Genomic DNA, 23,363 nt, shown 5'->3' on the forward strand with positions numbered 1-23,363 from the left:
CGGGTCGGCGCCGGCCCTCGACGACTGCGCCCAGTTGGAGAAATTCTGATGCTCGCTCGTATATCCCGGCGGCTGGCCGGTCTGCTGGCCACTCTGTTCGCCGCGTCCTTCGTCATCTTCGCCGCCGTGTACGCGGCGCCCGGCGACCCGGCCGTGTTCCTCGCGGGCGGGCGCGACAAGCTCACCCCCGAACGGCTCGCCTCGGTCCGTGCGCAGTACCACCTCGACGAGCCGCTCGTCGTCCAGTACGGGCGCTGGCTGTGGGACTGCGTCCACCTCGACCTCGGCCGCTCCTTCCAGTACAGCGACCAGGTCGGCGACCTGGTCTCCGCCCGCCTGCCGACCACCCTGCAACTCGTCGCGTACGCCACTGTGCTCTTCGTCGTCCTCGGCGTCGGCGCCGGAATCCTGGCCGCCGTGCGCCGCTCGACCTGGGTGGACTCGGCGGTCGTCGGCGGTACGACCCTCGCCGCCTCCGTGCCGTCCTTCGTCGCCGCGATCGCACTCGTCTCGCTCTTCGGCGTACAACTGGGCTGGTTCCCGGTGACCGGCAGCGGTACGGGAATCGCGGGCACCCTGCACCATCTGACGCTGCCCGCCCTGTCGTTGGCGCTCGGCGCGCTCGCGATCATCAGCCGGGTCACCCGCCAGGCCATGGCGGACGCCGCCGCCTCCGACCACGTGGAGGCGGCCCGCGCCTCCGGAGTCCCGGAGCGCGACATCATCCGCCGCCATGTCCTGCGCAACGCGCTCGGCCCCATCGTCACCATGTGCGGCCTGGTCATGGCGGGCATGCTCGCCGGCACGGTCGTCGTCGAGACGGCCTTCGGGCTGAGCGGCATCGGCTCGCTCCTGGTCGGCTCGATCAACGCGCACGACTTCCCGGTGGCACAGGCGGTCCTGCTGCTGATGGTCACCGGCTACGTCGTGGTGACGACGGCCGTCGACCTCGTCCACCCGCTGCTGGACCCACGCGTCAAGGAGGTGCGCCCCGCATGACGACCACGACGACCACAACGACCCCAGCCCGGCCGATGGAGGCGCGCACCGCATGACCACCCTCGCCCTGCGGCCCGTGGCGGCCGGCCCCCGCCCCCGCCGACGCCCCCTCGGCGTCCTGATCGCCGCCGCCGTCCTCGCCCTGGTCGTCCTCGCGGCGGCCCTCGCCCCGCTGATCGCGCCCTATGCCCCCGACGCCATCGACCTCTCCGCGTCCCTCGCCGGCACCAGCGCGGACCACCTCCTCGGCACCGACTCCTCCGGCCAGGACCTGCTCTCCCGGGTGCTCCACGGAGCCCGTACGAGCCTGATCGCACCGCTCCTGCTCCTCGCGGTCGCCGCCGTGCTCGGAGTCACCCTCGGTGTGCTCTCGGCCTGGCACGGCGGCTGGATCGACGCCCTCGTCTCCCGGATCACCGACGTGATGTACGCCTTCCCCGGCCTGCTCTTCACCGTCCTGATCATCGCCGTCTTCGGCACCGGGACCACGACCTCCGTGCTCGCCCTCGGGCTGGCCTTCACCCCGACCGTCGCCCGGTACACCCGCTCGCTCGCCCTCTCCGAGGTCCGCAAGCCGTACGTCGACGCCTACCGCGTCCAGGGCATGGGCGGCACCCGCATCTGCGCCCTGCACCTGGTGCCCAACCTGGGCCGCTCGGTCCTCGGCTACCTCGTCGTCCTCTTCGGCGAGGCCGTGATGTCCCTGGCGACCCTCTCCTACCTGGGCTTCGGCGCCCAACCACCCTCCTCCGACTGGGGATTGATGGTCCAGGAGGGCCAGTCCGCCGTCGTCCAGGGCGCCCTGCTGCCCGCCCTCGTCCCCGGCACGGCCATCGCCCTGGTCGTCGTGTCCGTCAACGTGGCCGGCGTCTGGGCCGCCGACCGCCTCGGAAGTCAGGACTGAGCCCATGCTGCTGTCGCTAGAGGACCTCACGGTCCAAGTCCCGGGCACGGCCCGCCCCTTGCTCGACTCCGTCACCCTGACCGTCGCGGAGGGCGAGGTCGTCGGCCTGGTCGGCGAGTCGGGCTCCGGCAAGTCGACCACCGCGAAGGCGGCCCTTGGCCTGCTGCCCGCGGGCGCCGACTTCGCCGGCTCGGTCCGCGTCGACGGCACGGACGTACTGGGCCTGCGCGGCGAAGCCCTGCGCGCCCACCGCGCCGACACCGTCGCGATGATCCACCAGGACCCGCGCGCCACCCTCAACCCGGTCCGCCGCATCGGCGACTTCCTCGTCGAACGCGGCGCCACGAAGGAACGGGCCGTCGAACTCCTCGCCGCCGTCGGCCTGTCCGACCCCGAGCAGCGGGTCCGCCAGCGCCCCCACGAACTCTCCGGCGGCATGCTCCAGCGCGTCGTCATCGCCGGCGCCCTGGCCGCCCGCCCCCGCCTCCTGCTCGCCGACGAGGCCACCAGCGCCCTCGACGTCACCACCCAGGCCGAGATCCTCGCCCAGCTCCGCACGGCCCGCGAGGAACAAGGCGCGGGCCTTCTCTTCATCACCCACGACCTGCACCTGGCGGCGGCGTACTGCGACCGCGTGTACGTCATGTACGCCGGCCGAGTAGTCGAGGAACGTTCAGCCCGCGCCCTCTTCACGACCCCGGCCCACCCCTACACCCGAGGCCTCCTCACCTGCACCCCAACCCTCGGCGATTCCCAACCCCTGACCCCGATCCCGGGCCGCCCTCCATCCCTCTCGGACACCTTCGCGGGCTGCCCGTTCGCCCCGAGGTGCGGAGAGGCGGAGGAGGAGTGCGATACGTGGCTTCCGGAGCCGGTGTTCCTGGAAGAGCGGGGGCTACTGGAAGCCGGGGCACCTTCGGAAGGCGGGGCGCCTTTGGAAGAGGGCGGCATGGCAGCCTGCCGCCGCGTTGTGGGCAGGCGTTCCGCAGGGCGATGGGGGTCCCCCCGCTCGAGCGAAGCCGAGAGTGGGGGAGGGTGGGCACAACGCACAACGGCGGGTCAGCCAAAGGACAAGGTGAGCCACAAATGACAAGCACCCTGCTGCAGGTAAAGGGCCTCGGCAAGACCTACCCCCTCCCCGGCGGGGGCCACCACAAGGCCGCCGAGGACGTCTCCTTCACACTGCAGCCCGGCGGAGCCCTGGGCATCGTCGGCGAATCCGGCTCAGGCAAAACCACAGTCGCCCGCATGCTCGTAGGCCTGACCACCCCCGACACCGGAACAATCACAGTCGAAGGCCGCCCCCGCGAACCCCGAACACCCCGCCGCCGAACCGCAAGACTCACCCGAGCCCGCGAGATCCAGATGGTCTTCCAGGACCCGTACGTCTCCCTGGACCCCAGACTCACCGCGACCCAGTGCCTCCGCTCGGCCCTGCGCCTGCACGACCGCCCCGAATCCCTCGCCGCGACGCTCCTGGACCAGGTCGGCCTGGGCGAGCGGGAGGCCGGGGCCCGCCCCCGCCACCTCTCCGGCGGCCAACGCCAACGACTGGCGATCGCCCGAGCCCTGGCGGTCGACCCACGCATCCTCGTCCTGGACGAGGCCGTCGCCGCGCTCGACGTGTCGATCCAGGCCCAGATCCTGCGACTCCTGGACGACATCCGCCGGGACACCGGGGTCGCTCTGGTCTTCGTCAGCCACGACCTGGCCGTCGTGCAGCACGTCACGGACGAGGTCCTGGTGATGCGCGGCGGCCGGACCGTCGAGCAGGGGCCCACCGCCCGCGTACTGACCGAGCCGTCGGACCCGTACACCCGCCTGCTGCTCGCCTCCGTACCGGGCGACGGCTGGGACCCGGCGGACGCGGTCGCGGCGCGGGCGTCTCTCAGTGTCTGAAAGGGATGAGCCGTCCGAAGAGGAGCAGTCCTAAGAGGAGCCGTCCGAAAAGGCAGGAGCCCCGACACCTGACGGTGTAGGGGCTCCTTGGGTACTTCTACTCGGTTCCGGATCAGAGTATTGGGCTCATGGAGCCAAGACTCGGCCGAAGGATCAGACGGGGGTGACGTTCTCCGCCTGCGGGCCCTTCGGACCCTGGGTCACGTCGAAGGTAACCGCCTGGTTCTCTTCGAGAGAGCGGAATCCGCTCGCGTTGATCGCGGAGTAGTGGACGAAGACGTCCGGGCCGCCGCCTTCCTGGGCGATGAAACCAAAGCCCTTTTCAGCGTTGAACCACTTCACGGTTCCGGTAGCCATAAGCCCTCCTTGGGCCCAAAGGGTTGCCCTGCTCCAGAACCTGCAAGGTGTAAACAAAAGCTTGTAAACAACTGCATTCGTCTGAAAACGACGAGAGCCCGCGGTCACATGCTCCGCAGGCTCTGTACTGCAAGGGAAACCAAACTGCAACTTGCGACGAGCGTACCCACGAGGGCAGCCGAAAGCAATAGAGGGCAAGATCACGTCACCCGGAAGTTTGGCGGGGTCGCCCGATGGGTTGACGTAGCGGTATCACTTGGCGTCACAGGGGTTGACAGGAGCGGGATAGATCCTTTCGGAACCACTCGGGACCCTGAAGCCTGCACCGTACCCCATGGGCGCTAGCCTCGCGATGTGGACAATTCTCCCGAGTCTCCCGAGGGGCGTCCCGACGCCCGCCCGTCCAGGCCGCGCGTCGGCCACATCCAGTTCCTGAACTGCCTGCCCCTCTACTGGGGGCTCGCGAGAACGGGCACGCTGCTCGACTTCGAGCTCACCAAGGACACCCCGGAGAAGCTCAGCGAGCGGCTCGTGCGGGGCGAGCTCGACATCGGCCCGATCACCCTCGTCGAGTTCCTCAGGCACGCCGACGAACTGGTCGCCTTCCCCGACATCGCGGTCGGCTGCGACGGCCCGGTGATGTCCTGCGTACTCGTCTCCCAGGTCCCGCTGGACCAGCTCGACGGAGCCAGGGTCGCCCTCGGCTCGACCTCCCGTACGTCCGTACGTCTCGCGCAGCTCCTGCTGGCGGAGCGGTACGGCGTCCAGCCGTCCTATTACACGTGCCCGCCCGACCTCAGCCTGATGATGCAGGAGGCCGACGCGGCGGTCCTGATCGGTGACGCCGCCCTGCGCGCCAACCTCCTCGACGGCCCGCGCTACGGCCTCCAGGTGCACGACCTGGGCACGCTGTGGAAGGAGTGGACGGGTCTGCCGTTCGTCTTCGCGGTCTGGGCGGCCCGCCGCGAGTACCTGGAGCGCGAGCCCGTCCTCACGCGCCAGGTCCACGAGGCCTTCCTCGCCTCCCGGGACCTCTCCCTGGACGAGGTCGGCAAGGTCGCCGAGCAGGCGGCCCGCTGGGAGGCCTTCGACGAGAGCGTCCTGGAGCGCTACTTCACGACCCTCGACTTCCGCTTCGGGGGCCCGCAGCTGGAAGCGGTCACCGAGTTCGCGCGGCGGGTGGGGCCGACGACAGGGTTCGCGGCGGACGTGAAGGTGGATCTGCTGCAGCCGTAGCGGATCTGCTGCGGCCGTAGGGAGGTCACCGGCGTACGGCACGGCACTACCCTGCTGGACAGGGCTGCGCGGCGGGACGGTGCGGCACCTGCGGGGACGGGGTGGACGGGGTAATGGAACACGGGGGAGGTGCGGGCACCATGCAACCGCTCGGAGTCGATGAACCCACCGTCGTGGGGCCCTACCGGCTGCTTGGCCGGCTCGGCTCGGGCGGGATGGGCCGTGTCTATCTGGGCCGCAGCGCGGGCGGCCGTACCGTCGCGGTCAAGATCGTGCACCCGCACTTCGCGCTCGACGAGGAGTTCCGGGCCCGTTTCCGCCGGGAGGTGGAGGCGGCGCGGCGGGTGGGCGGCGCATACACGGCACCGGTGCTGGACGCCGGCCCCGACGCCCCGGTCCCGTGGGTGGCGACGGCCTACGCCGCAGGCCCCTCCCTCGCCGCCGCGGTCGCCGACTCGGGCCCGCTCCCGGAGCATTCCGTACGGGTCCTCGGCGCGGGACTCGCCGAGGCGCTGTCGGCGGTGCACGGCCTGGACCTCGTCCATCGTGATGTCAAGCCGTCGAACGTCCTGCTGACCCTCGACGGCCCCCTCCTCATCGACTTCGGCATCGCCCGCGCGACGGACGGCACGGCCTCCCTGACCTCGACCGGCGTCTCCGTCGGCTCGCCCGGCTACATGTCTCCCGAGCAGATCCTCGGCAAGGGGGTCACGGGAGCGGCGGACGTCTTCTCGCTGGGTGCGGTACTGGCGTACGCGGCGACGGGTTCGTCCCCCTTCCCCGGCGACTCCTCGGCCGCGCTCCTCTACAAGGTGGTCCACGAGGAGCCCGAACTGGGCGCGCTGTCGGGCGACTTGAGGGACGTGGTGGCCGACTGCCTCTCGAAGGACCCGGCAGCCCGCCCATCCCCCTCCACTCTCGCCTCCCGCCTCGCCGCGGAGGGCGCGGCCCGGCTGGTGACGGCGGGATGGCTGCCGGGACCGCTGGTGGAACAGGTCAGCCGCAGCGCGGTCCAGCTCCTGAACCTGGAGGCGGCGGACGTGACGCCGTCGGGGGTGGTGGGCTTCAGCAGTCCTTCGGTGGGCGACTCCAACGGATCGGCGCAGGCGGAGGGTCCCCGAGCGGCGGTTGCGGACGGGTCCCGGGCGACGCCGACCCCGGCCGACTCCGCGCCCCCCGCCGGAGTGTTCGGCCCCCCAGACCCGTCGTACGCGCCCTACATGCCCCATACGCCGCACGTACCGCATGCATCGCAGGCGCATCTGTCCGGCGGCCCTCCGACCCACGTCCCGGAACCACGCGACGCGGCGGCAGGCCCGGACACCTCGCCGGGGAAGGTGTCCGTCAGCGTGGCCGCGACCTCCGTACCGACGGCGAACGGACGTGGCCGCAAGCTGAGTTGCACGGTGGCGCTCGCGGTGGCGGGAGCGCTGGCGGCGGTGGTGATCGGCGGTGTGTTCGTGGGCGACCTGCTGCCGGGCGGGGACAACGACAGCGACAGCGGGAGCGACGCGGGCGGCCCGGCCAACTCCCAGCCCGCGGCCACCCCGAGCGCCTCCGGCACGGACGGCAGCGACCTCTCTGCCGTCCCCAGTTCCTACCTCGGCACCTGGGAGGGCGACGGCTTCGCCCTCGACGGCAAGCTCCCCATGGGCACGTTCCGCGTCACCGTCCGCCAGGCCGAGCCGGGCGACCAGCTCGGCACCTTCCGCCAGACCGACCTCATCGGCGGCACCTGCGACACCGACCTCATCCTCAAAAAGGTCACCCCCGAACAACTCGTCGCCACCAGCATCTCCAAGCCCTCCACCACCTCCGAGTGCACGACCGGCCGCCACGAGGTCCGCCTGATCCCCACAGGCGACGACCTCCGCTACGAGACGGACAACGCGGACGCGGGGGATCCGGTGGCCCGGATGTCGAAGGTCGAGTGAGCCGTTGAGCAGCAGCATGGTTGGCGGTGTCGGCGTGGGCGTCGGCGGCCTCTGACCGTCGACGCCCAAACGAACCCTCCGCGGCCCCCGCCGTACTACAGCGGCACGGTCACCGTGACCGGGTCTCCGTTGCCCAGGTGGAGCATTCCCTTGCCTGGGCTGATCGGGCCGCCGACCATGCTGCGGGTGGTGCGGATGCCGATCAGTTCGCCGGCGCCGGAGTCCTGGGGGGAGAGGAGGAGGCCGCGGCGGCCCTTCTTGGCCTCGACCTGCCAGCCGGAGAAGCCGCTGCAGACCTCTTCCTCGTCGCCGCCGATGACGAGCGCGAGGCCGCGGTCGGCGCCGCGCTGGACGAGACGCTTCAACTCGCGCTCACAGTCCGCGTCCTCCAGGACCTCGCCGTCGTCGACGACGACGACGATCGGCTCCTCCGGGGACGCCGACTCGATCGCCTCGTTGAAGTCGTCGCTCTCGATGTCGTCGTCGGTGAAGACCTTCAACACGCCGTCCTGGCCGTCGAGTTCACGGAGGGGTGACGGCCGCGGGGCCGCGATGACGAGGCGTACGCCCTGGAGGAGGTACGAGCGGGCGAGGTTCAGGAGTGCCGTGCTGCGGCCCGATTTCGCGGGGCCCGCGACGACGAACGTCGGCACGCCCTGCGAGAGGTCCGGGCCGAAGGCCATGATGTCGTCGCCGCCGATGCCTGCCAGACCCCACAGCTTCGACTGTGCGACCGCCGGGTCCCGCATCTCCCAGGCCTCCGCGAAACCGATGCGGGAGGGCAGGGAGTCCACCCGGAACGGGCGCCGGGCGCGCGGGACTTCGGCGTCCCGAGCCGCGGCAGCCTCGCCGATCGTGGCGAGCGCCGCGGCCTGCCCCTGACCGGTCAGGTCGTCCGACAGCAGCGCGAACTGCGTCTCGATCGCCGTCTCGTTCTTGAAGCCGCGCCCGGGCGGAATCTCCTCGGGCACCTTGCGTGCGTTGATGCCGAGCATTGAGAAGTCGGACTTGTCGGCGAGCCGCAGACCGTACTTCTCCTCGGTGAGCGAGGCCATCCGGCCCAGCAGCACCTGCCGGTCGCCCGTGACGACGAGGTGGATGCCGACGCTCGCGCCCTCGCGCATCATCGTCTGCAACTCGTCCGTCAGCTCACCGTGGTTGTACTCGCCGAGCGTCGGCAGCCAGCCCTCCCACCGGTCGAGCAGTACGACGATGTGCGGCAGCCGCTCCTCCTCGGTGACGGACGCCCGCTGCTCCCCGATGTCGGCGAACCCCTTGTCGGACAACAGGTCCTGACGCCTTGTCAACTCACCCTTGAGGCGCGTGACCAGTCGTACGGCCCGCTCCGTCTGGTTACGTGCGACGACGGCACCGCAGTGCGGCAGCCGCGTCAGCGCGTTGAGGGCGCCGTTGCCGCAGTCGATGCCGTACAGGTGCACGTCCGACGAGGAGTGGGTGCGGGCGATCGATCCGGCGAGCGTCCGCAGGATCTGCGAACGGCCACTGCGCGGAGCGCCGCCCACGATGAGATGCCCGAAGGAGGAGAAGTCGACGACGACCGGGCGGCGGGCCTGGTCGGCGGGCAGGTCCTCGACACCGAACGGGGCAGGCGGCAGCTTGCCCGCCGACAGCGCGGCGACCGCGGGCATCTCGACCTCGTCCAGCAGCAGCGTCTCGGAGAGCGCGGGTAGCCAGGGGCTGTGCTGGGAGGGGATGCCGAGCGCCCCGTTGGCGTCGCGGATCGCGTCCACGAGCACCTTCAGGTCGGTGATCTCCTCCTCCTCGCGCGCCTCGGCCTTGGGCTTGACCAGTGCGGCACGGCCCAGGTCCTCCCAGGCCAGCGGCCCGGCCCAGGGCGCGAGCACGGTCGGGTCGGCGGCTCCGGGCCGCCGTCCGCCCACGCGTCCCGACTGGAACGGTACGAGCGAGGCGTGCCCGAGCCGGACGTACGCGCGGCCCGGCGTGCTCTTGGAGATGTGCCCGGCCTCGGGCGAGTCGATGACGTCGCTCGACTCGCCGCCGTCCGTCACCCGCAGCGCGATACGGAGGTTGGTGTTGGCCCGGATCTCGGGCGACACGACACCACTCGGCCGCTGGGTCGCGAGCAGCAGGTGGATACCGAGCGAACGGCCTCGCTGGGCGATGTTGACCAGACCCGTCACGAAGTCGGGCAGGTCACGCACCATCGAGGCGAACTCGTCGATGACGATGAGGAGTCGGGGCAGCGGCCGGTTCGAGGGATCGCGCCGTACGAGATCCTGGTAGTCCTCGATGTCCTTGGCGTCGGCGGCGGCCAGGATGTGCTCGCGCCGGTGCAGTTCGGCGCCGAGCGACTCCAGGGCCCGCTCGACGAGGTGGGCGTCGAGGTCGGTGACCATGCCGACGGTGTGCGGCAGGTTCACACAGTCCTTGAAGGCCGCGCCACCCTTGTAGTCGACCAGTACGAACGTCATGTTCTCGGGTGTGTTCGCCACGGCCAGCGCTGCCACGATGGTCTGCAGCAGCTCCGACTTACCCGAACCGGTCGTACCCGCGATCAGACCGTGCGGCCCGTCCCGCCGGATGTCGATGCCGAACGCCCCGTCGTACGACTCACCGACGACCGCCATCGTCGACTGCCCCCCCATGCGCCAGCGGGCGGAGATCGCGTCGCTCGTCGGCGGCTCGAGCTGGAGCACGTCGAGCAGCCGGCTGGAGCCGGGCAGCGCCGAGTCCTCGGTCTCGCCGCTGATGTCGCGGATGGGGGAGAGGGACCGGGACAGCCGGGCGCACCAGGCCGCCGACACGAAGTCCGGCCGTACGTTCTTGACCCGGGCCGTGCCCGTCTGCTCGACGCGCAGCCGCAGTTCGAGCGGCTTCTGCTCGCCGGTCTGCCGGTCGTCGGGCTCGGCGGTGTGCCAGGCCTGGAAGGAGGGGAAGCCGCTGCCCTGGGCCGCGGGTTCCCGGGACGCCGTGACCGAGGTGATGTGCTCCTCGGGCTTCGGCTCGGCGATGACGATGGCCTGGCACTCGCCTGGCAGGAACCGTTCCTCGGCGTCGAGGCAGATCGCGTACATGCTGACGCCGGGACCTTCACGCAGCAGCCGCACCACACCCGGCATGGACCGAAGCCGCCGCGAACCATCCCAAATGACCACAATATCCGGGTCGGTGAAGTTGGTCTGGCGCCCGTTCTCCTTGGCGGCCTTCTGGCGGGCGTCGAGGAGCTGGGTGAGTTCGCCGATGCGGGCGCCGACGGTCTCGGCGTCCGTGCCGATCAGGACATTGGCGTCCTGGGCGCCGGAGGGGCGCGAGTGCGGCAGCCAGCGGACCCAGTCCCAGGTGGTCTGGGCGCTGTTCTCGGTGAGGACGTAGAACTGCACGTCGAGCGGGCTGTGCAGCACCGCGCTCTGCGCGACGATCCAACGCCCGATGGACTGGGCCGAGTCACCCGGCCCGGCGATCCCGACGACCCCGCGCTCGCGCAGCGGCAGCGTCACCGGGGCGTCCTGGATCTTCCAGGTGACCTCGCGCTTGTGGTCGTCCTGCTCCGGGTCGTCGAGCACGACCTCGGAGGGCAGCTGCCCCGTGCCGACCCGGAGGACGAGATGGTCGGCGTCGGTACGCCGCCGCTCCCACAGCCGCGTACGGGGCCCGGTGCTCATGGAAAGGACGGACGCGGGATCGGGCACGGCGAGCCGCCGGTCGAGCCGCTCGGCTATGAGGGCGTCCTGAGCGTCCTTCTCGATCCGCTCCTTGTGCTCCTTGTACTCCTTGACCTGCTTCGCATGGGACTTGCGCCCGTGCTTCTTGTCCATGAAGTAGTTGCCGAAGAGGATCAGCGGGCTCAGCAGAGCCATGATCAGGTAGTACCAGCGCCCGAAGATCATCACGGCCACGACCGCGCCGACCAGCGGGGTCAGGGCCATCAGCCAGGGCAGCGGCCGGGCCTCGAAGTCGCGCGGCGGGGCGGGCAGCTTGAACCGTGTCTGGCGCTCGGGCGGCTGGAGCCGGGGCGGCCGGTTGTAGTCGAGCCCGGCCCCGTCGTCGGACCACTTCAACGCGGCGTTGGGCGCGGAGTAACGGTCGAGTTCGAGAAGGGTGTTGCCGACGGCGACCTGGGCACCGAGGGGCCAGTCCTTGCCGTCGAGGGGCTCACCGTCGAGGGTGACGCCGCCGTTGTCCTTGTCGTCCCCCTCTTTCCTGTCTTTCCCGTGTATGGCGACCTGACAGGTTCCGTCCGTTGCAACTGACAACGTCAGCGCGCGGGCGGGAAGCTCGGGATCGTCGATCCGTACGTAGGAGGCGGGGCCGCTGCCGATGTCGTACCGACCGATGCCGAGCCGGTGCACCGCGCCGGCCGCGGGCCCGCTCGCGACGCGCAGTTCGACCAGGCCGGTCGGCTCGCCCGGCAGGCAGCCGGCGGGGTCGTGCAGGCTGACGACGGCGCCCTCGCGCAGGGGTGAGGTGCCGATGGTGGAGGCCGGGTCGACGGGATGGCCGTCGACATAGGCGAGGGGCGCTCCGCCGCTGCCCGTCTGCTGTCCGTGCTGTCCATGGTGTCCGATGGGGATGATCTGTGCCCCGCCGCTGTAGCCGACGTGTGCGGCCAGCTCTTTCGCGATGTCCCCGACCGAGGACTCGGGATCCGCGTCGAGCACCACGTCGGCGTTGGCGCCGCCCAGTGGATCGACGACGGTCAGAGTCAGGCGCACGATCGTCCTCCCCGTTGACTGCTCTCCTGCTGCCCAGTTGCTGCCCAGTGACGATATCCGCTCCACCCTTCCCACAGGCAACGGCGTATGTGCTGGTTCCCTGGAGGCTCTTGAAGGATCCGGGGTGTGCGGCTGCAAGCGTCCTGCGTAAGCTGCAGACTCGGCGGACGATCGCATCATCCGCAACGGGAGCCACGGGGGTTGGCCCTGCGGCAAGTCGAGTTGTTATGGAGGACGCCACATGGCCGGCGGCAAAGACGCAGATATCACTTATGACGAGATGCACAAGGCGGCTACCAAGCTGACCGACGCCAAGGACAAGATCGACGAGAAGCTCGACGCCCTTGAGCGCTACATCCAGGGCCTCGTCAAGGACGGTTACACCACCCGCAAGGGCTCGCAGGCCTTCGAGGACTCCTTCACCGAGTTCAAGAAGGGCGCGAAGGACACGATCGAGGGCCTGACCGGCATGTCCAAGTTCCTGACCAGCGCCGCGAAGGCGTACCAGGACCTGGACGACGAGCTGGCCAAGGGTGTCAAGGGCTGAAGTTGCCCTTTGGGGTCGCTCGTCGCTTTTGGGCGGCTGCGGCCGCCCGGTGCAGGTGTGGTCCGGTGCGGTGGGAGGCCTCGGCGTCCCACCGCACCGGACTGTCTCCGGGGCTCGCGTGACTGCGGCGGGTTCGGTGCGGCAGGTTCGGTACAGGGGGTGCCATGAGTGACAACGGCAGGCAGGGATTCCGGGCGCGGGACGGTCTGACCATCGCCGCAACGGTCATCGGCGCCGGTGCCGTGCTCCTCGTGGCGCTCGGGACATGGAAGTGGTTCGTCCGGAAGTCCGCCCCGTGGGTGCTGGACTGGCCCGGCGGGCCATGGGCGGTAGGTGCCGTCTTCGGGCTGGTCATGGTGGCGGGCTCGATCGGCGCACTGTGGTTCTCGGCGGTCGAACCGGGCGCCTCGAAGCCGCGGCGCGCGGGCCGTGTGGCAGGCGTATCGATCTGCGGTGGACTGACGTTCGGGGCGTTCATGTACGTACTCGGGGCGCTGCCCGGCAAGAACTGCTCGTCGAGCAGACTCGGCTGTGAGTACATCCCCGGCTCGGGCAGCGCCCTCATCTCCAGCGTGCTGACGGCGGCCGTCGTGGGATGGCTCACCTTCCGTGTGGGCAGGGCCCGCGCCGAGGCGCAAGCCGCCCGAGAACGGGCCCGGATGAAGAAGCTGCGCAAGAAGGGCAAGGGGAAGAGCCGGGCTGCCCGCTGAGCGTGAGGCATCGGGCTGTCCACTGACCGCGAGGCGTCGGGCTGCCCGGTGACCGTGAGGCGTTGGCGTTCGGGAACCGGATGTCGACTTCCTCGCGTGTCTATCTGTGTCCCTCAGGTACCTCAAGTCCGTTCCGGTACCCGGCACTTCAGCACCGCCCAGCACTGCTGACGCTCCTCAGAAGCACATTCACCGGAAAAATCGATCACTCAACCCTGGGATACGTACATGCTGACCACGCGACGGCGGACGGCCGTGGCCTGCCTCTTCGCTGCTGCCGCACTTTCTTTCACCGGTTGCAGCAGCGATTCGGGCGACTCCGGGAACGACAAGATCGCGGGAGCGGGCGGGGGCGGGGCGAGTTCTCCGACGCCGTCGGCATCCGCGTCCGCCGAGAAAGGTGCCCCGGCCTTCGATCTGCCCTCGGACATCTCGGTGGACGTCGAGAAGGAGTCGACCGGGGATGCGGCGAAGGATGCGATCGTGCGGGATGTGGCTTACGCGGCGCAGGCCCGTATCGAGGCCTTCGCCGAGGGGGACGGCCGGACCGCCAACATGAACCGCTACTTCGCGGCGAACGCCCTCGCCTACTGGAGCGATCGCGTGGCGACGGTCAAGAAGGACGGGCTGACCGTCACGGGCGACTACCGGTACTTCGACTTCGAGGTCACCGACGTCGCGAACGGCAAGAAGGCGGCGGCCCGTTACTGCGAGGACCAGAGCAAGGCCTACAACAAGGTGATCAAGACCGAGAAGGTGCAGCGCACCCAGCCGAGCGACAAGGATTTCGTCCTCTACACGCTCCAGGTCGAGAAGGACTCCCGCGGCGACTGGCAGGTGACGCAGCAGAACTGGAAGAAGGGGGACGCGTCGTGCGTGCAGGGATAGGGACAGGGATACGTACGAGTGCCGGTACAGGGGCGGGCGTGGTTCGTCCCGTTCTGCGGACTGCCGTGGCCGCCGGGCTGGTCATGGCACTGGGGACGGGCTTCCCGGCGTACGCGGGTGAGACCACCGGCGGAGACCAGGGAACCACCGCGCCCGACCAGCCGAACCAGGACTCCGGCGCCGGCTCCGGCAACGGCACCATTGGCGCCCACATCCGGATCGACCAGAGCAAGGCCGGTTCGGGCGGAGGCCCCACCTCGACCACCACGTCCTCGAACGCGAACTGGAAGCCCCCGGTCTGCTGGTACGAGCCCATGTACACCTCCGAGGAGTACGAGGAGTTCATCAAGACCGCGTACGACGGGGCGCAGGAGCCCGCGGCGAGTTACGCCAGGAAGCGCGAGGAAGAGGGCTACCGCAAGGACGACAAGGGCCTGTGGTGGCAGGTGCAGTTTCGCAACGACGAGTACACCGACGCCTGCCCCGTCACCACGGACAACTGGGAGATCTGGGTCCCGCCGGCCGACCCGCAGCCCGATCCCAACAAGCTCACCCCGGAGACCCTCTCCGAACTCGCCTTCAACTCAACCAAGTTGCCCGCGCCGCCCGTCGAACTGAGCCCGCGCGCGGACCGGCTCATCGTGAACCTCGGTACGCGGGTGAAGTTCAAGGGCGACTTCGATCGCGTGTGGACGACCGCGAGCATCAACTACAAGGGCGTCCAGATGGCCGCGACCACCGTCGCGACCCCGGTCGCGCTCAAGGTGGAGGCCGGTACCGACGACGCCGACCCGGCGACCTGCACGTACGACCTCGCGAAGGGCAAGAACGGCTACACGGTCGACAGCGAGGACGCGGGCTGCAACGTCACCTACCGTCGCTCGTCCGGCACGGGCACCTACCCCTTCAAGGCGTCGATCACCTGGAAGGTGACCTGGACCGACTCCGCCGACCCGGACGGCCCGCCGCAGCAGCCCGCGCTGCCGGACGGTCTGTCCACGTACGAGGAGAACGTGACGGTCAAGGAGATCCAGTCCGTGAACCGCTAGGTGCCCCACTCCTCGTGGCCACCCCGGCCAGCTATCCTCGTCCGGACCCCGTGAGGAATGGGAGAGTCCATGTCTGTTGGATCAGGGGCCGGGGAGTCCCGGGCACAGAGTCCCGGGCGGTCGATGGCAGGGAACATCGCATTCGGTGCGGGGCTGCTGCTCGTCCTGGCGACCATGACGCTCGGCGCCTTTGGGGGCGTTGCCCTGACCATCGGCCTGGCCGACGACTCGTTCCTGTCGTCGGCGGTCCCTGATGACGGACGAAACGCCGTGGGCATCGGCGGTATCGGCATGGGTGGCCTGCTGGGTCTGATGCTGCCCCTGCTCCTCTTCGCGGCGGTCCGGGGGACCGAGGAGAAGCCCAGGCTCGGACCGGGCGAGGCCCTGCTCAAGGCGCTCGCCATTGTCGTGTTCAGCGTCTACCTGGGTGTCGTCTCGCTGCTTGCCGCCCAGCTCGGCTGGATCCTTCCCAAGGGACCGACGACCCTGGTGAGCGTCTTCGTCGTCGGCTTCAGCTGGATGCCGCTGGCCTTCGTCCCGTGGGAACGGTTCGGACTGGGAGGCGTGGGAGACCTGCTCCCCAGCTCTGGCGGCACTTCTCCCGGCACTTCCCTCGGCACTTCTCTCGACAAGGACGGCGAGTCAGACAAGTCGGACTGAGTCCGCCAGCTCGTCGGCCATCTTTCCCAGCTCCTCGCCCAGCCCCGGAGCGCCCCAGAGAAGTCGGCACTCCAGCGCGGTGGGGTGCTCGCGCGGCAGCACGTAGTGCGCCACACCCTCCAGCACATTGCCGCTGTCCGCCTCGGGATCCGTGGGCTCCAGCCGGTGCACGCGCAGCGCGGCGCCCAGCGGCAGTTCCACCTCCGTGATCTCCGGAGGACGGAAGAACGGCCCCTCGGCGGCCTCGGCCTCCGCGCGCAGCACATCCAGGCGCAGCGACTCGGCCGGGGCGCCCCCCAGTTCCCGTACGCAGTAGAACGCGGCCACGCCACCGTCCTGAGGCGCGAGGACCGCCGCGCAGAGCGCCTTCTGCCGGGCGGCGACGGCCCAGTACCAGAGCACGTCCTCGGCGAACGCCTCGCGCCAGTCGGCGGGGGCGTCGTCGGCCGAGAAGTGCTCGTCGGCCGCGGCCCGCGCCCACTCCTCGGGCCGCTCGGCGGTGAGATCGAGTACGAGCCAGTTGTGCGGGGCGGGCAGCGTGACGCGGCACTCCTGCCAGTCGGCGCCCGCCGCCGTCTCCGGGGTGTTCATCAGCGGCTACCTCCCTGCCAGCGAGGCGTCGGGGCCGGTCACATCGATGTCGTTGCCCTCGAAGAGCCCGATGAAGCTGTTGGTGTCCGTGGTGGCCCCCGTACCGGTCGCGCCGAGAGCCCAGGAGTTGTACGTCATGGCCTGCTTGAAGGCGTCGGGTGTGCCGATGAAGCTCAGGTCCGCCGGATCGATGTTCTTGATCCGGGAGAGCTCGTCGACCATGCCGGGTCCCACGTACATGCTGGCAAGGCCGCGCGCGCCACCCGCGCGGTAGGCGTCACGTACCGCGGAGACGTTGTCGCCGACCTTGAGCAGATCCCTCCAGTTGCCCCGGATCGTGCCCAGGTCGTCGACGAAGGAGGTGCCCAGGCCCCTGAACACGCCCCCCAGGCCCACGTTGGGCGCGGCGGCCGCCCCGGTAGCCCCGGCGCGCGTACCGACCATCTCGATGACCAGCGCGCGCCGCGCCGCCGAGTTGAGAGCCGGATTCCACCCGCGTACGTACTGGGCCGCCGCGGTCCAGACGCGGCTGCGGCCGGCTGTGGCGGCGAGCTTGGCGCCGGCGGAGAAGACCCGTCCGATGCCGAAGGTCGCAAGGCTCAGTACGTCCATGGCGACGTCGCCCCACGACCCGTCGCCGTTGATGGCGAGGAGCAGATGGCAGACGAGCGAGATGGCGGTGGCGATCAGCGCGATCGTGCCGAGGACACCGGCGATCGCCTGCCCGATGATCGGGATCCAGCCGACAAGGAGCGCCACCACCCCGCAGACGGCGGCGACGGCACCCGCGATGTCGGCGACGATGTTCAGGGTGTCGCGCAGGTCGTCCAGCCAGGAGTCGTTGAGGTCGTCGCCCTCGGTGATCTCGTGGATGCGCTTGGCGGCGGAGTTGCCCGCAGTGTTGTGGCGGCCCTTGAGGGTGGCGAGCTTGCCGCGCAGATCGTCCAGGTCGCCCTGCAGATCCGTCACCGCAGTGTCCAGCGTCTTCTGCCCGGCCTTGTCGGTGTCCTTGGGCGGGTTGTCGGCCTTGGACTTCGCGGTCGTGAGATCGCCGGTCTTCGTCTCGGCCTGCCTCAGCAGCCCGTCCGCCTCGCCCTGGATCGTCGAGAGTTCGGTGTGGTACTCCTTCAGCGCGGCGCCGGCCTCTTCGTAGCGGCCGTGCGCCTTGCTCACGGTCTTCGCGGTGTCGTCGGCCTTCTCGGCGAACTCCCGGCCCGCCTTGGAGTCCCAGCTCTTCTGGTCGCCGAGCCTGCGCAGCGCGGCGGCGGCGTCCGAGATGGTCTTCGCGGTGGCGGTGAAACGCTTGGCGAGCGCCGTGAGGTCGTACACATCACCCGGTACGGGATCCTCGCTCTCGCCCAGCACCTCCCAGCGGTGGTCAGCGGGGCGAGTCACTTCTGGTCCTTGCCGGTCTTGCTCTTGCCGCTCTTGTCGCCGACGAGCGCCTTGTACAGTTCGTCGTCGATCTGCGTGTACGCCTCGCCGGCCGTCTTGGCGACCTCGCCCAGGCCCTTGATCTCCTCGATCATCTTCTCGCGGTTGTCGTTCCAGCCGTCGGAGAACTCCTGCAGCCTCTCCTGCAGCAGTTTGTGCCCGACCGTTCGCCGGTCGTAGGTGTCCAGGAGCTTGTCGAGCCCCTCGAACTCCGTGGCCACCGTCCGCAGGCCCACCCCGGCCGTGTGCAGATCCTCGGTGGAGACCCTGAGCCGCCCCTCCGTCATCCCTGTTGCCCCCGTGGTTCCTGAGCTGCTTGAGCTGCCTGACTTGTTTGAGTTGGCTGGGCCTTTTTCTGCCAGCGGAGGGTCCCGGCGACCGCGTCGAAGAGCTCCACCATCGAGTCCGCGATGGGCTCCAGCGGGGTGCTGAACGTCAGCATCAGCACTTCGTCGCGATCCGGAACGGGCACGAAGTACTCCACGATGGTGTCCGCGAACTCGGTGCCCAGCCGCCGGGACTCCCGGGTCCGCTCCGACCGTCGCCGACGGGCAGCCCGCCCGGCCGCCGGCAGTCGTACGAGAGCCGCCTCGCCCTTGCCTCTGAGCGCCGAGACCGCGTCGAGGGTGTCGAACCGCTGGTGGATACGGGAGATCAGGAGGGACGCGGAGAGAGGGATACCGGCCGCTTCCAGGAACGACAGGTAGAGCACGACTCCGCCCTGCTCGACACCAGCCTCCGCGGCCCCCAGCAACTGTTCCTCCGCCTGACGGCGAAGCACCGGCTGGTCGTCCACACCTGCGAACTGCCTCTTGATCAGGGCACTCACGGACGCCTCACGCCGCTCCTCGGGAAGAAGCGGAATACGAAACCAGTCCTCCGGCGTGATCAGGCCAAAGACGTTCTCACCATCGGTCTCGCCATCGGTCCTGCCATCGGCGGTCCGGTCGGCGGGCGCGGTCTGTCGCATGTCGCCCGACGCTAGCTGTGGGGGGCGGGTTTTCGCCACTGCGAAGTTCTCCGCGAGAGACAACAAGAGGCAGCAAACAGAGTCAATTCGGTTTGGGCGCACCGGCGTCACCGGTCGGCGAAGTCCGCTTGTGGCGTGCCACGGCCAAGGTGATCAGCAGAGTGGCCGTGGCGATGGTGGACACCAGACCGACCGACCACAGCCACGGGTAGTTGCTGAAGACCCAACTGGGGGGAGTGTCCCGACCCCGGCCCCACTTGCCGGTGTCCTGGGCATTGAAGATCAGCGACACGAGCTGCAGCATCGCCGCGCCGCACACGACGGCCAGGAGCGTGAAGCCGAACGATCGGACCTTGTGGGCCTTCCAGGATTTCCAATCCGTACGGGATGCGGTCAGAACGAGGAGCGTCGCCACGCACGGCACCAGTGCTCCCAGGAAGACCGCGAAGCCGTACGCGCCGCCCGGCCATCTGTCGGCCGACCATTTCCAGGTGTCGTCTCCCCAGAACATGTCCGAAAGGACGAGGAAGGCGAACAGGGCCGAAATGGACAGGAGGACGAGACAGCCGAATGCCTTGTCGCCCTTGCCGGAGCCCTTGTCCTTGCCCCCGCTTCCCGACCGTTTGCCGGGCCGGTGCTCATACCGCAACGAAGGCGCGGCTGCCCTCCGCCGACCTGGCTTGGCTGACCCTGCCATCTACTTGTCCCCCAGGGCGTTCCGGTCCGCGTGTCCGCGGAGTTCGTCAGGCGATCCAGATGCTTTTCGCGAAGTCGTCGATGGCGTCGAAGGAGGCTTCGAGGAGGTCGGGGTCGTCGTAGTGACCCTTGAGTACCAGGTCGATATCGCGCGCCGCGTCGTTCCAGGCGTAGGCGACGGACATGATCGGGCCACCGTCGGGGCGGGTCCAACTGCGCACGCAGCGCAGGCCCTCGCCGAGGTGGGGCGAGACGAACGGGGCCGTGTCCACGTGCCCGCCGGCAGCGGCGACCGCGGGATCGGGTTCGACCAGCATGCTCAGGTGCAGGGAGCTGTGTTCCTCGTCGCAGGCGAACTGCTTGGTGAAGAGGACCAGCGGCGACACCTGCGGGGGCATCGGGCCGAAAAGGAACGCCTGGTCGGCCTCGACGCGGTCGCGCAGCATGGCGGCCGAGCCCTCCAGGAAATTCTTCGTCTGCCGCTTCTCACGCCAGGTGAGCTTGCGCCGGTGGACCAGGGCACTCGCCTTGAGTTGCAGATCCATCCACTGCGCGAATTCCGCCCCGGTGCCACGCAGGGGCATGTGGAACCACACGGCTGGGTCGGAATCGGTCTCGACGATCAACATGTGTGGCTCCGGATGCGGCTCCGGCCGCGGCAGAAGGTGGTCAGTGCGTCATTCCGATCCGCGTAGTACGTCACCGCGCGTCCGATCTCGTCTGCGAGTCCGCCCCCGCGCTCGCCTCCGGATCCTAGGCCGGATCCGTGAAGGACACCGTCTGGAGGACGGCCGCCATCATGTCGCAGAACTCGGTCCAGTAGTCCATGGACGCTGTGTAGAGCGTGAAGACCGCGGTGAACGGGCCCGTGGGGAAAGGGACATGGACCTGGACCTGCCCGGTGAGGAGATCGACCTGCTCGCCGCTCTCCGTCAGCTCCGGCCTGATCTTGTACTCGCGCAGAGTCACGCACGACACGGCGGGTCCGCACGGCAGGTCCAGCCACCGGGCGTCGTTGTACTCATCGCCGGAGAGGATCGCCATGATGCCCTGAGCGACGACGTCGGTGTCGTCGCCGGCCTGGTCGGTCGGGACGGCCGCGAGGGTGAAGGCGCACTGGGCGACACCGGCCGAGCCCTCGTGCCTGATTGTTTCGCCGCTCTCCTCCTCGCCGCCTTCCTCCGCTGTGGAGAACAGGCCCATCGCCGAGTACGAGACTCCGGTGCCCGCCATCAATTCGGCTATCGCCGCGTAGTACGGGGCCGCGGGCTCCCATATGTTCTCGTCGCCGCGTGAGTAGAGCTCTCGAACGAACGACTGGGAGCGCTCGGCCCGTTCTTCGGGTGTGGCGGCGAGAGGGAGGGCGAAGAAGCCTTCGGGGGCCAGGAACCAGATGGGTGGGGGTTCTTGGGCGGCGGGGGTGGGGGGAAGGGGGGTTGTGGATTCGGTGGGGGATGTCATGGAAATGAGGGCCGTTCCGGTCAGGTGCAGAGGTAGGCGTCAGAAATCTTCTGGATGGTAGTCCGCAGAATTGAGCTCCCTACCGCCGGAGTCCATGATCATGCTCACTTCGGAAGCACCGAAGAAGGAATCGAGCCTGTTCGGAAGCAGAACCTCGACGCGGTAGTGGCCGCTCGGGCGACGCGTGATGATCGGGGGTACAGCATCCGGTGTCTCGGTTTTTGTGGCCACATAGGCGTCAACTGCATCCCGCTGCATTGGCGTCAGCGACTCCGCAGGGACCAAGTCGAGAGGGGATACCAGATACCGCGTGAGTCTCTGCCGCCGGATGCTGCCGAGCCTGCACCAAGAGCCGTCCGTGAACGTGACTTTGAAGTCGTCCCCGTCCTTGAAGTCCTTCGGCTCGACGCGGCTCATTGCAGAGAGCGGCGCTTGCCAGAGCACTTCATCTTCGATGAGCTTGAGGTTCTTCTTGTCGAAGGGGAGGCCGACGATGACCAGCCGGCGGTCGGTGACAATCCCGTGGGTGCGGTAGTGCTTCTCGTCGGACCGGGCGGGATCGAGCTGCCAGGGCAGGGTCCGGGCCATCGTGCCGGGCGCAGCCCACATGACTGGGAAGTCCTCGACCTCGTCGGTACGGTCGTCCGGCGTGTCCTTGCCGGAATCGGGGCCGGAGCTGCCGCTGACGTTGCCTCCTGCGGAGCTGAGCACAGCCATCACGGCGACGCCCAGAGCCATCGCCGCGCCCTTCACAGTGTTCCGTCCCACCGCGCCGCCAGTTGAACGGGCCGCGTAGACGGGACCCTCGGGCCAGCCCGGCAGCTCACCCTGGATGTCGTTGCGTTCCGTGTCGCGGAACCAGCGCATGCCTCTGACACGCATGGCCGCGCCCGTGGCGAACGTGACCGGAGCACGGGCGAGGAGGGTCTCGCCCGGTTCAGGCTGCCAGATCTTCATATCTGTAGGTGTCTTCCTTGCGCGGTGGCTCATCGGGCGTGGTCCTTCCGGTCCACTCTGGCATTCGAACCGGAGACTCAGTTGCCCGAGGCCGACTTTTCGAACTGGTCTCCTGGGAAGAGGGCTTCTCCTACGTGCTGATGAATGCTCGTGATCTTCGGGAAGATCTTGGCTCCGGCGTCGATGGCTATTCCGGCTCCCAGTGGATTGATGTTCACACCCGGGATCAGGTTCAGACCCTTGGAACCGAGCCACTGGCCCTCGTGATAGCCGGCGCTTGCAAGACCTCCCATACGCGACATCAGGCCGCTGGTCGCGTGTGAGACCTCATAGACGTGTTCGGACATACCGCCGATTTTCACCAGGCCGGCCTTTCCGAGCCCACCCGTGAGGTCCCTCGAAGCGCCGCCGAAGGCCATCAGGATGCGTGAACTGCCGAGTTCGGTGTGTGTGAACCCCTTGCCGAGTGCGGCCACTTTGCCGTCCGCGGCGATCCTGGCGACGTCGTCGGTCTTGCCAGCCACCTTGATTCCCTTGCTGAACATGCCGATGCCCGGCATCATCCCCACCGCGTCGAGCCCCATCTGCATCCAGCTCACATCGGCACCACCCCACTTGGCCAGCCCGTGAGCCGCCAACGCGAGACCGCTCGCGATGAGCGCAGCGGTACCGAAGATGGCTGCCAGCGGAGGGAACGGCAGCGTGATGATGGCGAGCAGACCGAGAACCGCAGTCAGATCACTCAGCAGATCGCCGATCAGCTTGATCATGTCGGCGTGGTCCTTGATCCACTGCCCGGTTGCGTCCCATGCGTCCGAGACGCCCTTGGTGAGCTTGTCCCAGAAACCGGGCTCGTCGGGCGCGATGTCGCCGGCCTTGTCGAGTTCCTTGCTTATGCTGCCGGCGGCCCGTTTGTAGCGGTCCTCAAGGTCGTGGACCTTGCCCGTGATCTCGTCGACCGCGCCGGAGGCCTTGCCGAGTTCCTCGCTGCCCTTGCCGTCGCCTTTCGCGTCGACCTTCTGCTGGGCTGTCTCCCTGGCTTCCAGCTTCTCCCCGGCCGACTTCTCCAGCCGGTTCGCCTCGTCCTGGAAGTCGAGGAGTTCGTTCGCCCACCGGTGCAGGGCGCGCGAGGCCTTGTCGAAGGAGTCGTGACTCTTGCGGATGAGCGGGGTGACGTCCTTGCCGACGTACTCGGTGAAGGCGACCGCGGTCTTGCCCTTCCAGGCACCGGCCTCGATCCGCTCCAACTCGCGGAGAGTGGTGCCGAGGTCACTCGCCAGGCCGCCGAGTTTCTTGGCGAGGTCCCGGGTGTCGTCGACGTCTCCCGGCGTCGGGTCCCAGCCTATGTTCGGAAAGGCGGGGCGTTTGCCGGCCACG

22 protein-coding genes are annotated in these 23,363 nt (G+C 69.1%); 11 read left to right on the top strand and 11 right to left on the bottom strand.

The genetic code is table 11. The features are described 5' to 3' along the window. The first annotated feature begins 48 nt into the window (after positions 1–48). The 4 genes from QF035_RS30235 to QF035_RS30250 are packed head-to-tail and all read left to right on the top strand — an operon-like array spanning position 49 to position 3,802. A complete protein-coding gene (locus QF035_RS30235; RefSeq protein ID WP_055616821.1) occupies positions 49–999 on the top strand; it encodes an ABC transporter permease in 951 nt (316 codons plus the stop codon). Positions 1,000–1,051: 52 nt separating this feature from the next. Then, complete coding sequence (locus tag QF035_RS30240; protein ID WP_307523663.1) at positions 1,052–1,903, top strand: ABC transporter permease; 852 nt, start codon at positions 1,052–1,054, stop codon at positions 1,901–1,903. A gap of 4 nt (positions 1,904–1,907) precedes the next feature. Continuing rightward, the gene (locus tag QF035_RS30245; protein WP_307523664.1) at positions 1,908–2,993 is read left to right on the top strand and encodes an ABC transporter ATP-binding protein; all 1,086 of its coding nucleotides are present in this window, start codon (positions 1,908–1,910) and stop codon (positions 2,991–2,993) included. After that, positions 2,990–3,802: an ABC transporter ATP-binding protein gene (locus QF035_RS30250; protein WP_307523665.1), complete on the top strand. Its 813-nt coding sequence runs from the start codon at positions 2,990–2,992 to the stop codon at positions 3,800–3,802. The genes QF035_RS30245 and QF035_RS30250 overlap by 4 nt, the downstream gene beginning before the upstream one ends. Before the next feature lie 153 nt (positions 3,803–3,955). On the opposite strand, the gene QF035_RS30255 is transcribed toward QF035_RS30250, so the two are convergent. Further along, positions 3,956–4,159 carry a cold-shock protein gene (locus QF035_RS30255; protein ID WP_033319512.1) on the bottom strand — a complete coding sequence of 68 codons (204 nt, stop codon included), beginning with the start codon at positions 4,157–4,159 and terminating at the stop codon, positions 3,956–3,958. A gap of 354 nt (positions 4,160–4,513) precedes the next feature. Between QF035_RS30255 and QF035_RS30260 the strand changes: the two genes are divergently transcribed. Both QF035_RS30260 and QF035_RS30265 read left to right on the top strand, forming a co-directional pair. Further along, positions 4,514–5,395: a menaquinone biosynthetic enzyme MqnA/MqnD family protein gene (locus QF035_RS30260; protein ID WP_307523666.1), complete on the top strand. Its 882-nt coding sequence runs from the start codon at positions 4,514–4,516 to the stop codon at positions 5,393–5,395. 140 nt (positions 5,396–5,535) lie between these two features. Beyond that, positions 5,536–7,329 (top strand): serine/threonine protein kinase, encoded by a 1,794-nt coding sequence (locus QF035_RS30265; protein ID WP_307523667.1) that lies wholly within the window; start codon positions 5,536–5,538, stop codon positions 7,327–7,329. A 95-nt stretch (positions 7,330–7,424) separates the two neighbouring features. Here the strand turns inward: QF035_RS30265 and QF035_RS30270 are convergent, their stop codons facing one another. Beyond that, positions 7,425–12,023: an FtsK/SpoIIIE domain-containing protein gene (locus QF035_RS30270; RefSeq protein WP_307523668.1), complete on the bottom strand. Its 4,599-nt coding sequence runs from the start codon at positions 12,021–12,023 to the stop codon at positions 7,425–7,427. A 241-nt stretch (positions 12,024–12,264) separates the two neighbouring features. On the opposite strand from QF035_RS30270, the gene QF035_RS30275 reads away from it, so the two are divergent. From QF035_RS30275 to QF035_RS30295, 5 genes are all read left to right on the top strand, one after another. Then, positions 12,265–12,570, top strand: coding sequence for a WXG100 family type VII secretion target (locus QF035_RS30275; protein WP_079053446.1), 306 nt, complete (start codon positions 12,265–12,267; stop codon positions 12,568–12,570). A gap of 164 nt (positions 12,571–12,734) precedes the next feature. Then, entirely contained in the window at positions 12,735–13,280 is a 546-nt protein-coding gene (locus tag QF035_RS30280) for a hypothetical protein (protein ID WP_307523669.1), read from the top strand. A gap of 228 nt (positions 13,281–13,508) precedes the next feature. Then, positions 13,509–14,168: a hypothetical protein gene (locus QF035_RS30285; protein WP_307523670.1), complete on the top strand. Its 660-nt coding sequence runs from the start codon at positions 13,509–13,511 to the stop codon at positions 14,166–14,168. A gap of 38 nt (positions 14,169–14,206) precedes the next feature. After that, entirely contained in the window at positions 14,207–15,217 is a 1,011-nt protein-coding gene (locus QF035_RS30290; RefSeq protein ID WP_307523671.1) for a hypothetical protein, read from the top strand. Positions 15,218–15,340: 123 nt separating this feature from the next. Continuing rightward, positions 15,341–15,877 (top strand): hypothetical protein, encoded by a 537-nt coding sequence (locus QF035_RS30295; RefSeq protein WP_307523672.1) that lies wholly within the window; start codon positions 15,341–15,343, stop codon positions 15,875–15,877. Here the strand turns inward: QF035_RS30295 and QF035_RS30300 are convergent. From QF035_RS30300 to QF035_RS30340, 9 genes are all read right to left on the bottom strand, one after another. Beyond that, the gene (locus tag QF035_RS30300; protein WP_307523673.1) at positions 15,860–16,468 is read right to left on the bottom strand and encodes a hypothetical protein; all 609 of its coding nucleotides are present in this window, start codon (positions 16,466–16,468) and stop codon (positions 15,860–15,862) included. The genes QF035_RS30295 and QF035_RS30300 overlap by 18 nt on opposite strands. Before the next feature lie 6 nt (positions 16,469–16,474). After that, positions 16,475–17,863, bottom strand: coding sequence for a putative T7SS-secreted protein (locus tag QF035_RS30305; protein ID WP_307523674.1), 1,389 nt, complete (start codon positions 17,861–17,863; stop codon positions 16,475–16,477). Further along, complete coding sequence (locus QF035_RS30310) at positions 17,860–18,189, bottom strand: hypothetical protein (RefSeq protein ID WP_307523675.1); 330 nt, start codon at positions 18,187–18,189, stop codon at positions 17,860–17,862. The genes QF035_RS30305 and QF035_RS30310 overlap by 4 nt, the downstream gene beginning before the upstream one ends. Further along, on the bottom strand, positions 18,186–18,872 hold the full coding sequence (locus tag QF035_RS30315; RefSeq protein WP_307523676.1) for a hypothetical protein: 687 nt from the start codon (positions 18,870–18,872) through the stop codon (positions 18,186–18,188). The genes QF035_RS30310 and QF035_RS30315 overlap by 4 nt, the downstream gene beginning before the upstream one ends. Before the next feature lie 82 nt (positions 18,873–18,954). Continuing rightward, the gene (locus QF035_RS30320) at positions 18,955–19,569 is read right to left on the bottom strand and encodes a hypothetical protein (RefSeq protein WP_307523677.1); all 615 of its coding nucleotides are present in this window, start codon (positions 19,567–19,569) and stop codon (positions 18,955–18,957) included. A gap of 46 nt (positions 19,570–19,615) precedes the next feature. After that, positions 19,616–20,197 carry a hypothetical protein gene (locus QF035_RS30325; RefSeq protein WP_307523678.1) on the bottom strand — a complete coding sequence of 194 codons (582 nt, stop codon included), beginning with the start codon at positions 20,195–20,197 and terminating at the stop codon, positions 19,616–19,618. Positions 20,198–20,321: 124 nt separating this feature from the next. Next, the gene (locus QF035_RS30330) at positions 20,322–21,029 is read right to left on the bottom strand and encodes a hypothetical protein (protein ID WP_307523679.1); all 708 of its coding nucleotides are present in this window, start codon (positions 21,027–21,029) and stop codon (positions 20,322–20,324) included. Between the two features lie 39 nt (positions 21,030–21,068). After that, a complete protein-coding gene (locus QF035_RS30335; protein WP_307523680.1) occupies positions 21,069–21,986 on the bottom strand; it encodes a hypothetical protein in 918 nt (305 codons plus the stop codon). A gap of 77 nt (positions 21,987–22,063) precedes the next feature. Beyond that, on the bottom strand, positions 22,064–23,362 hold the full coding sequence (locus QF035_RS30340) for an enoyl-CoA hydratase/isomerase family protein (protein WP_307523681.1): 1,299 nt from the start codon (positions 23,360–23,362) through the stop codon (positions 22,064–22,066). Position 23,363: the final 1 nt, after the last annotated feature.

The organism is Streptomyces umbrinus (genome assembly GCF_030817415.1).
Lineage (GTDB): Bacteria > Actinomycetota > Actinomycetes > Streptomycetales > Streptomycetaceae > Streptomyces > Streptomyces umbrinus_A.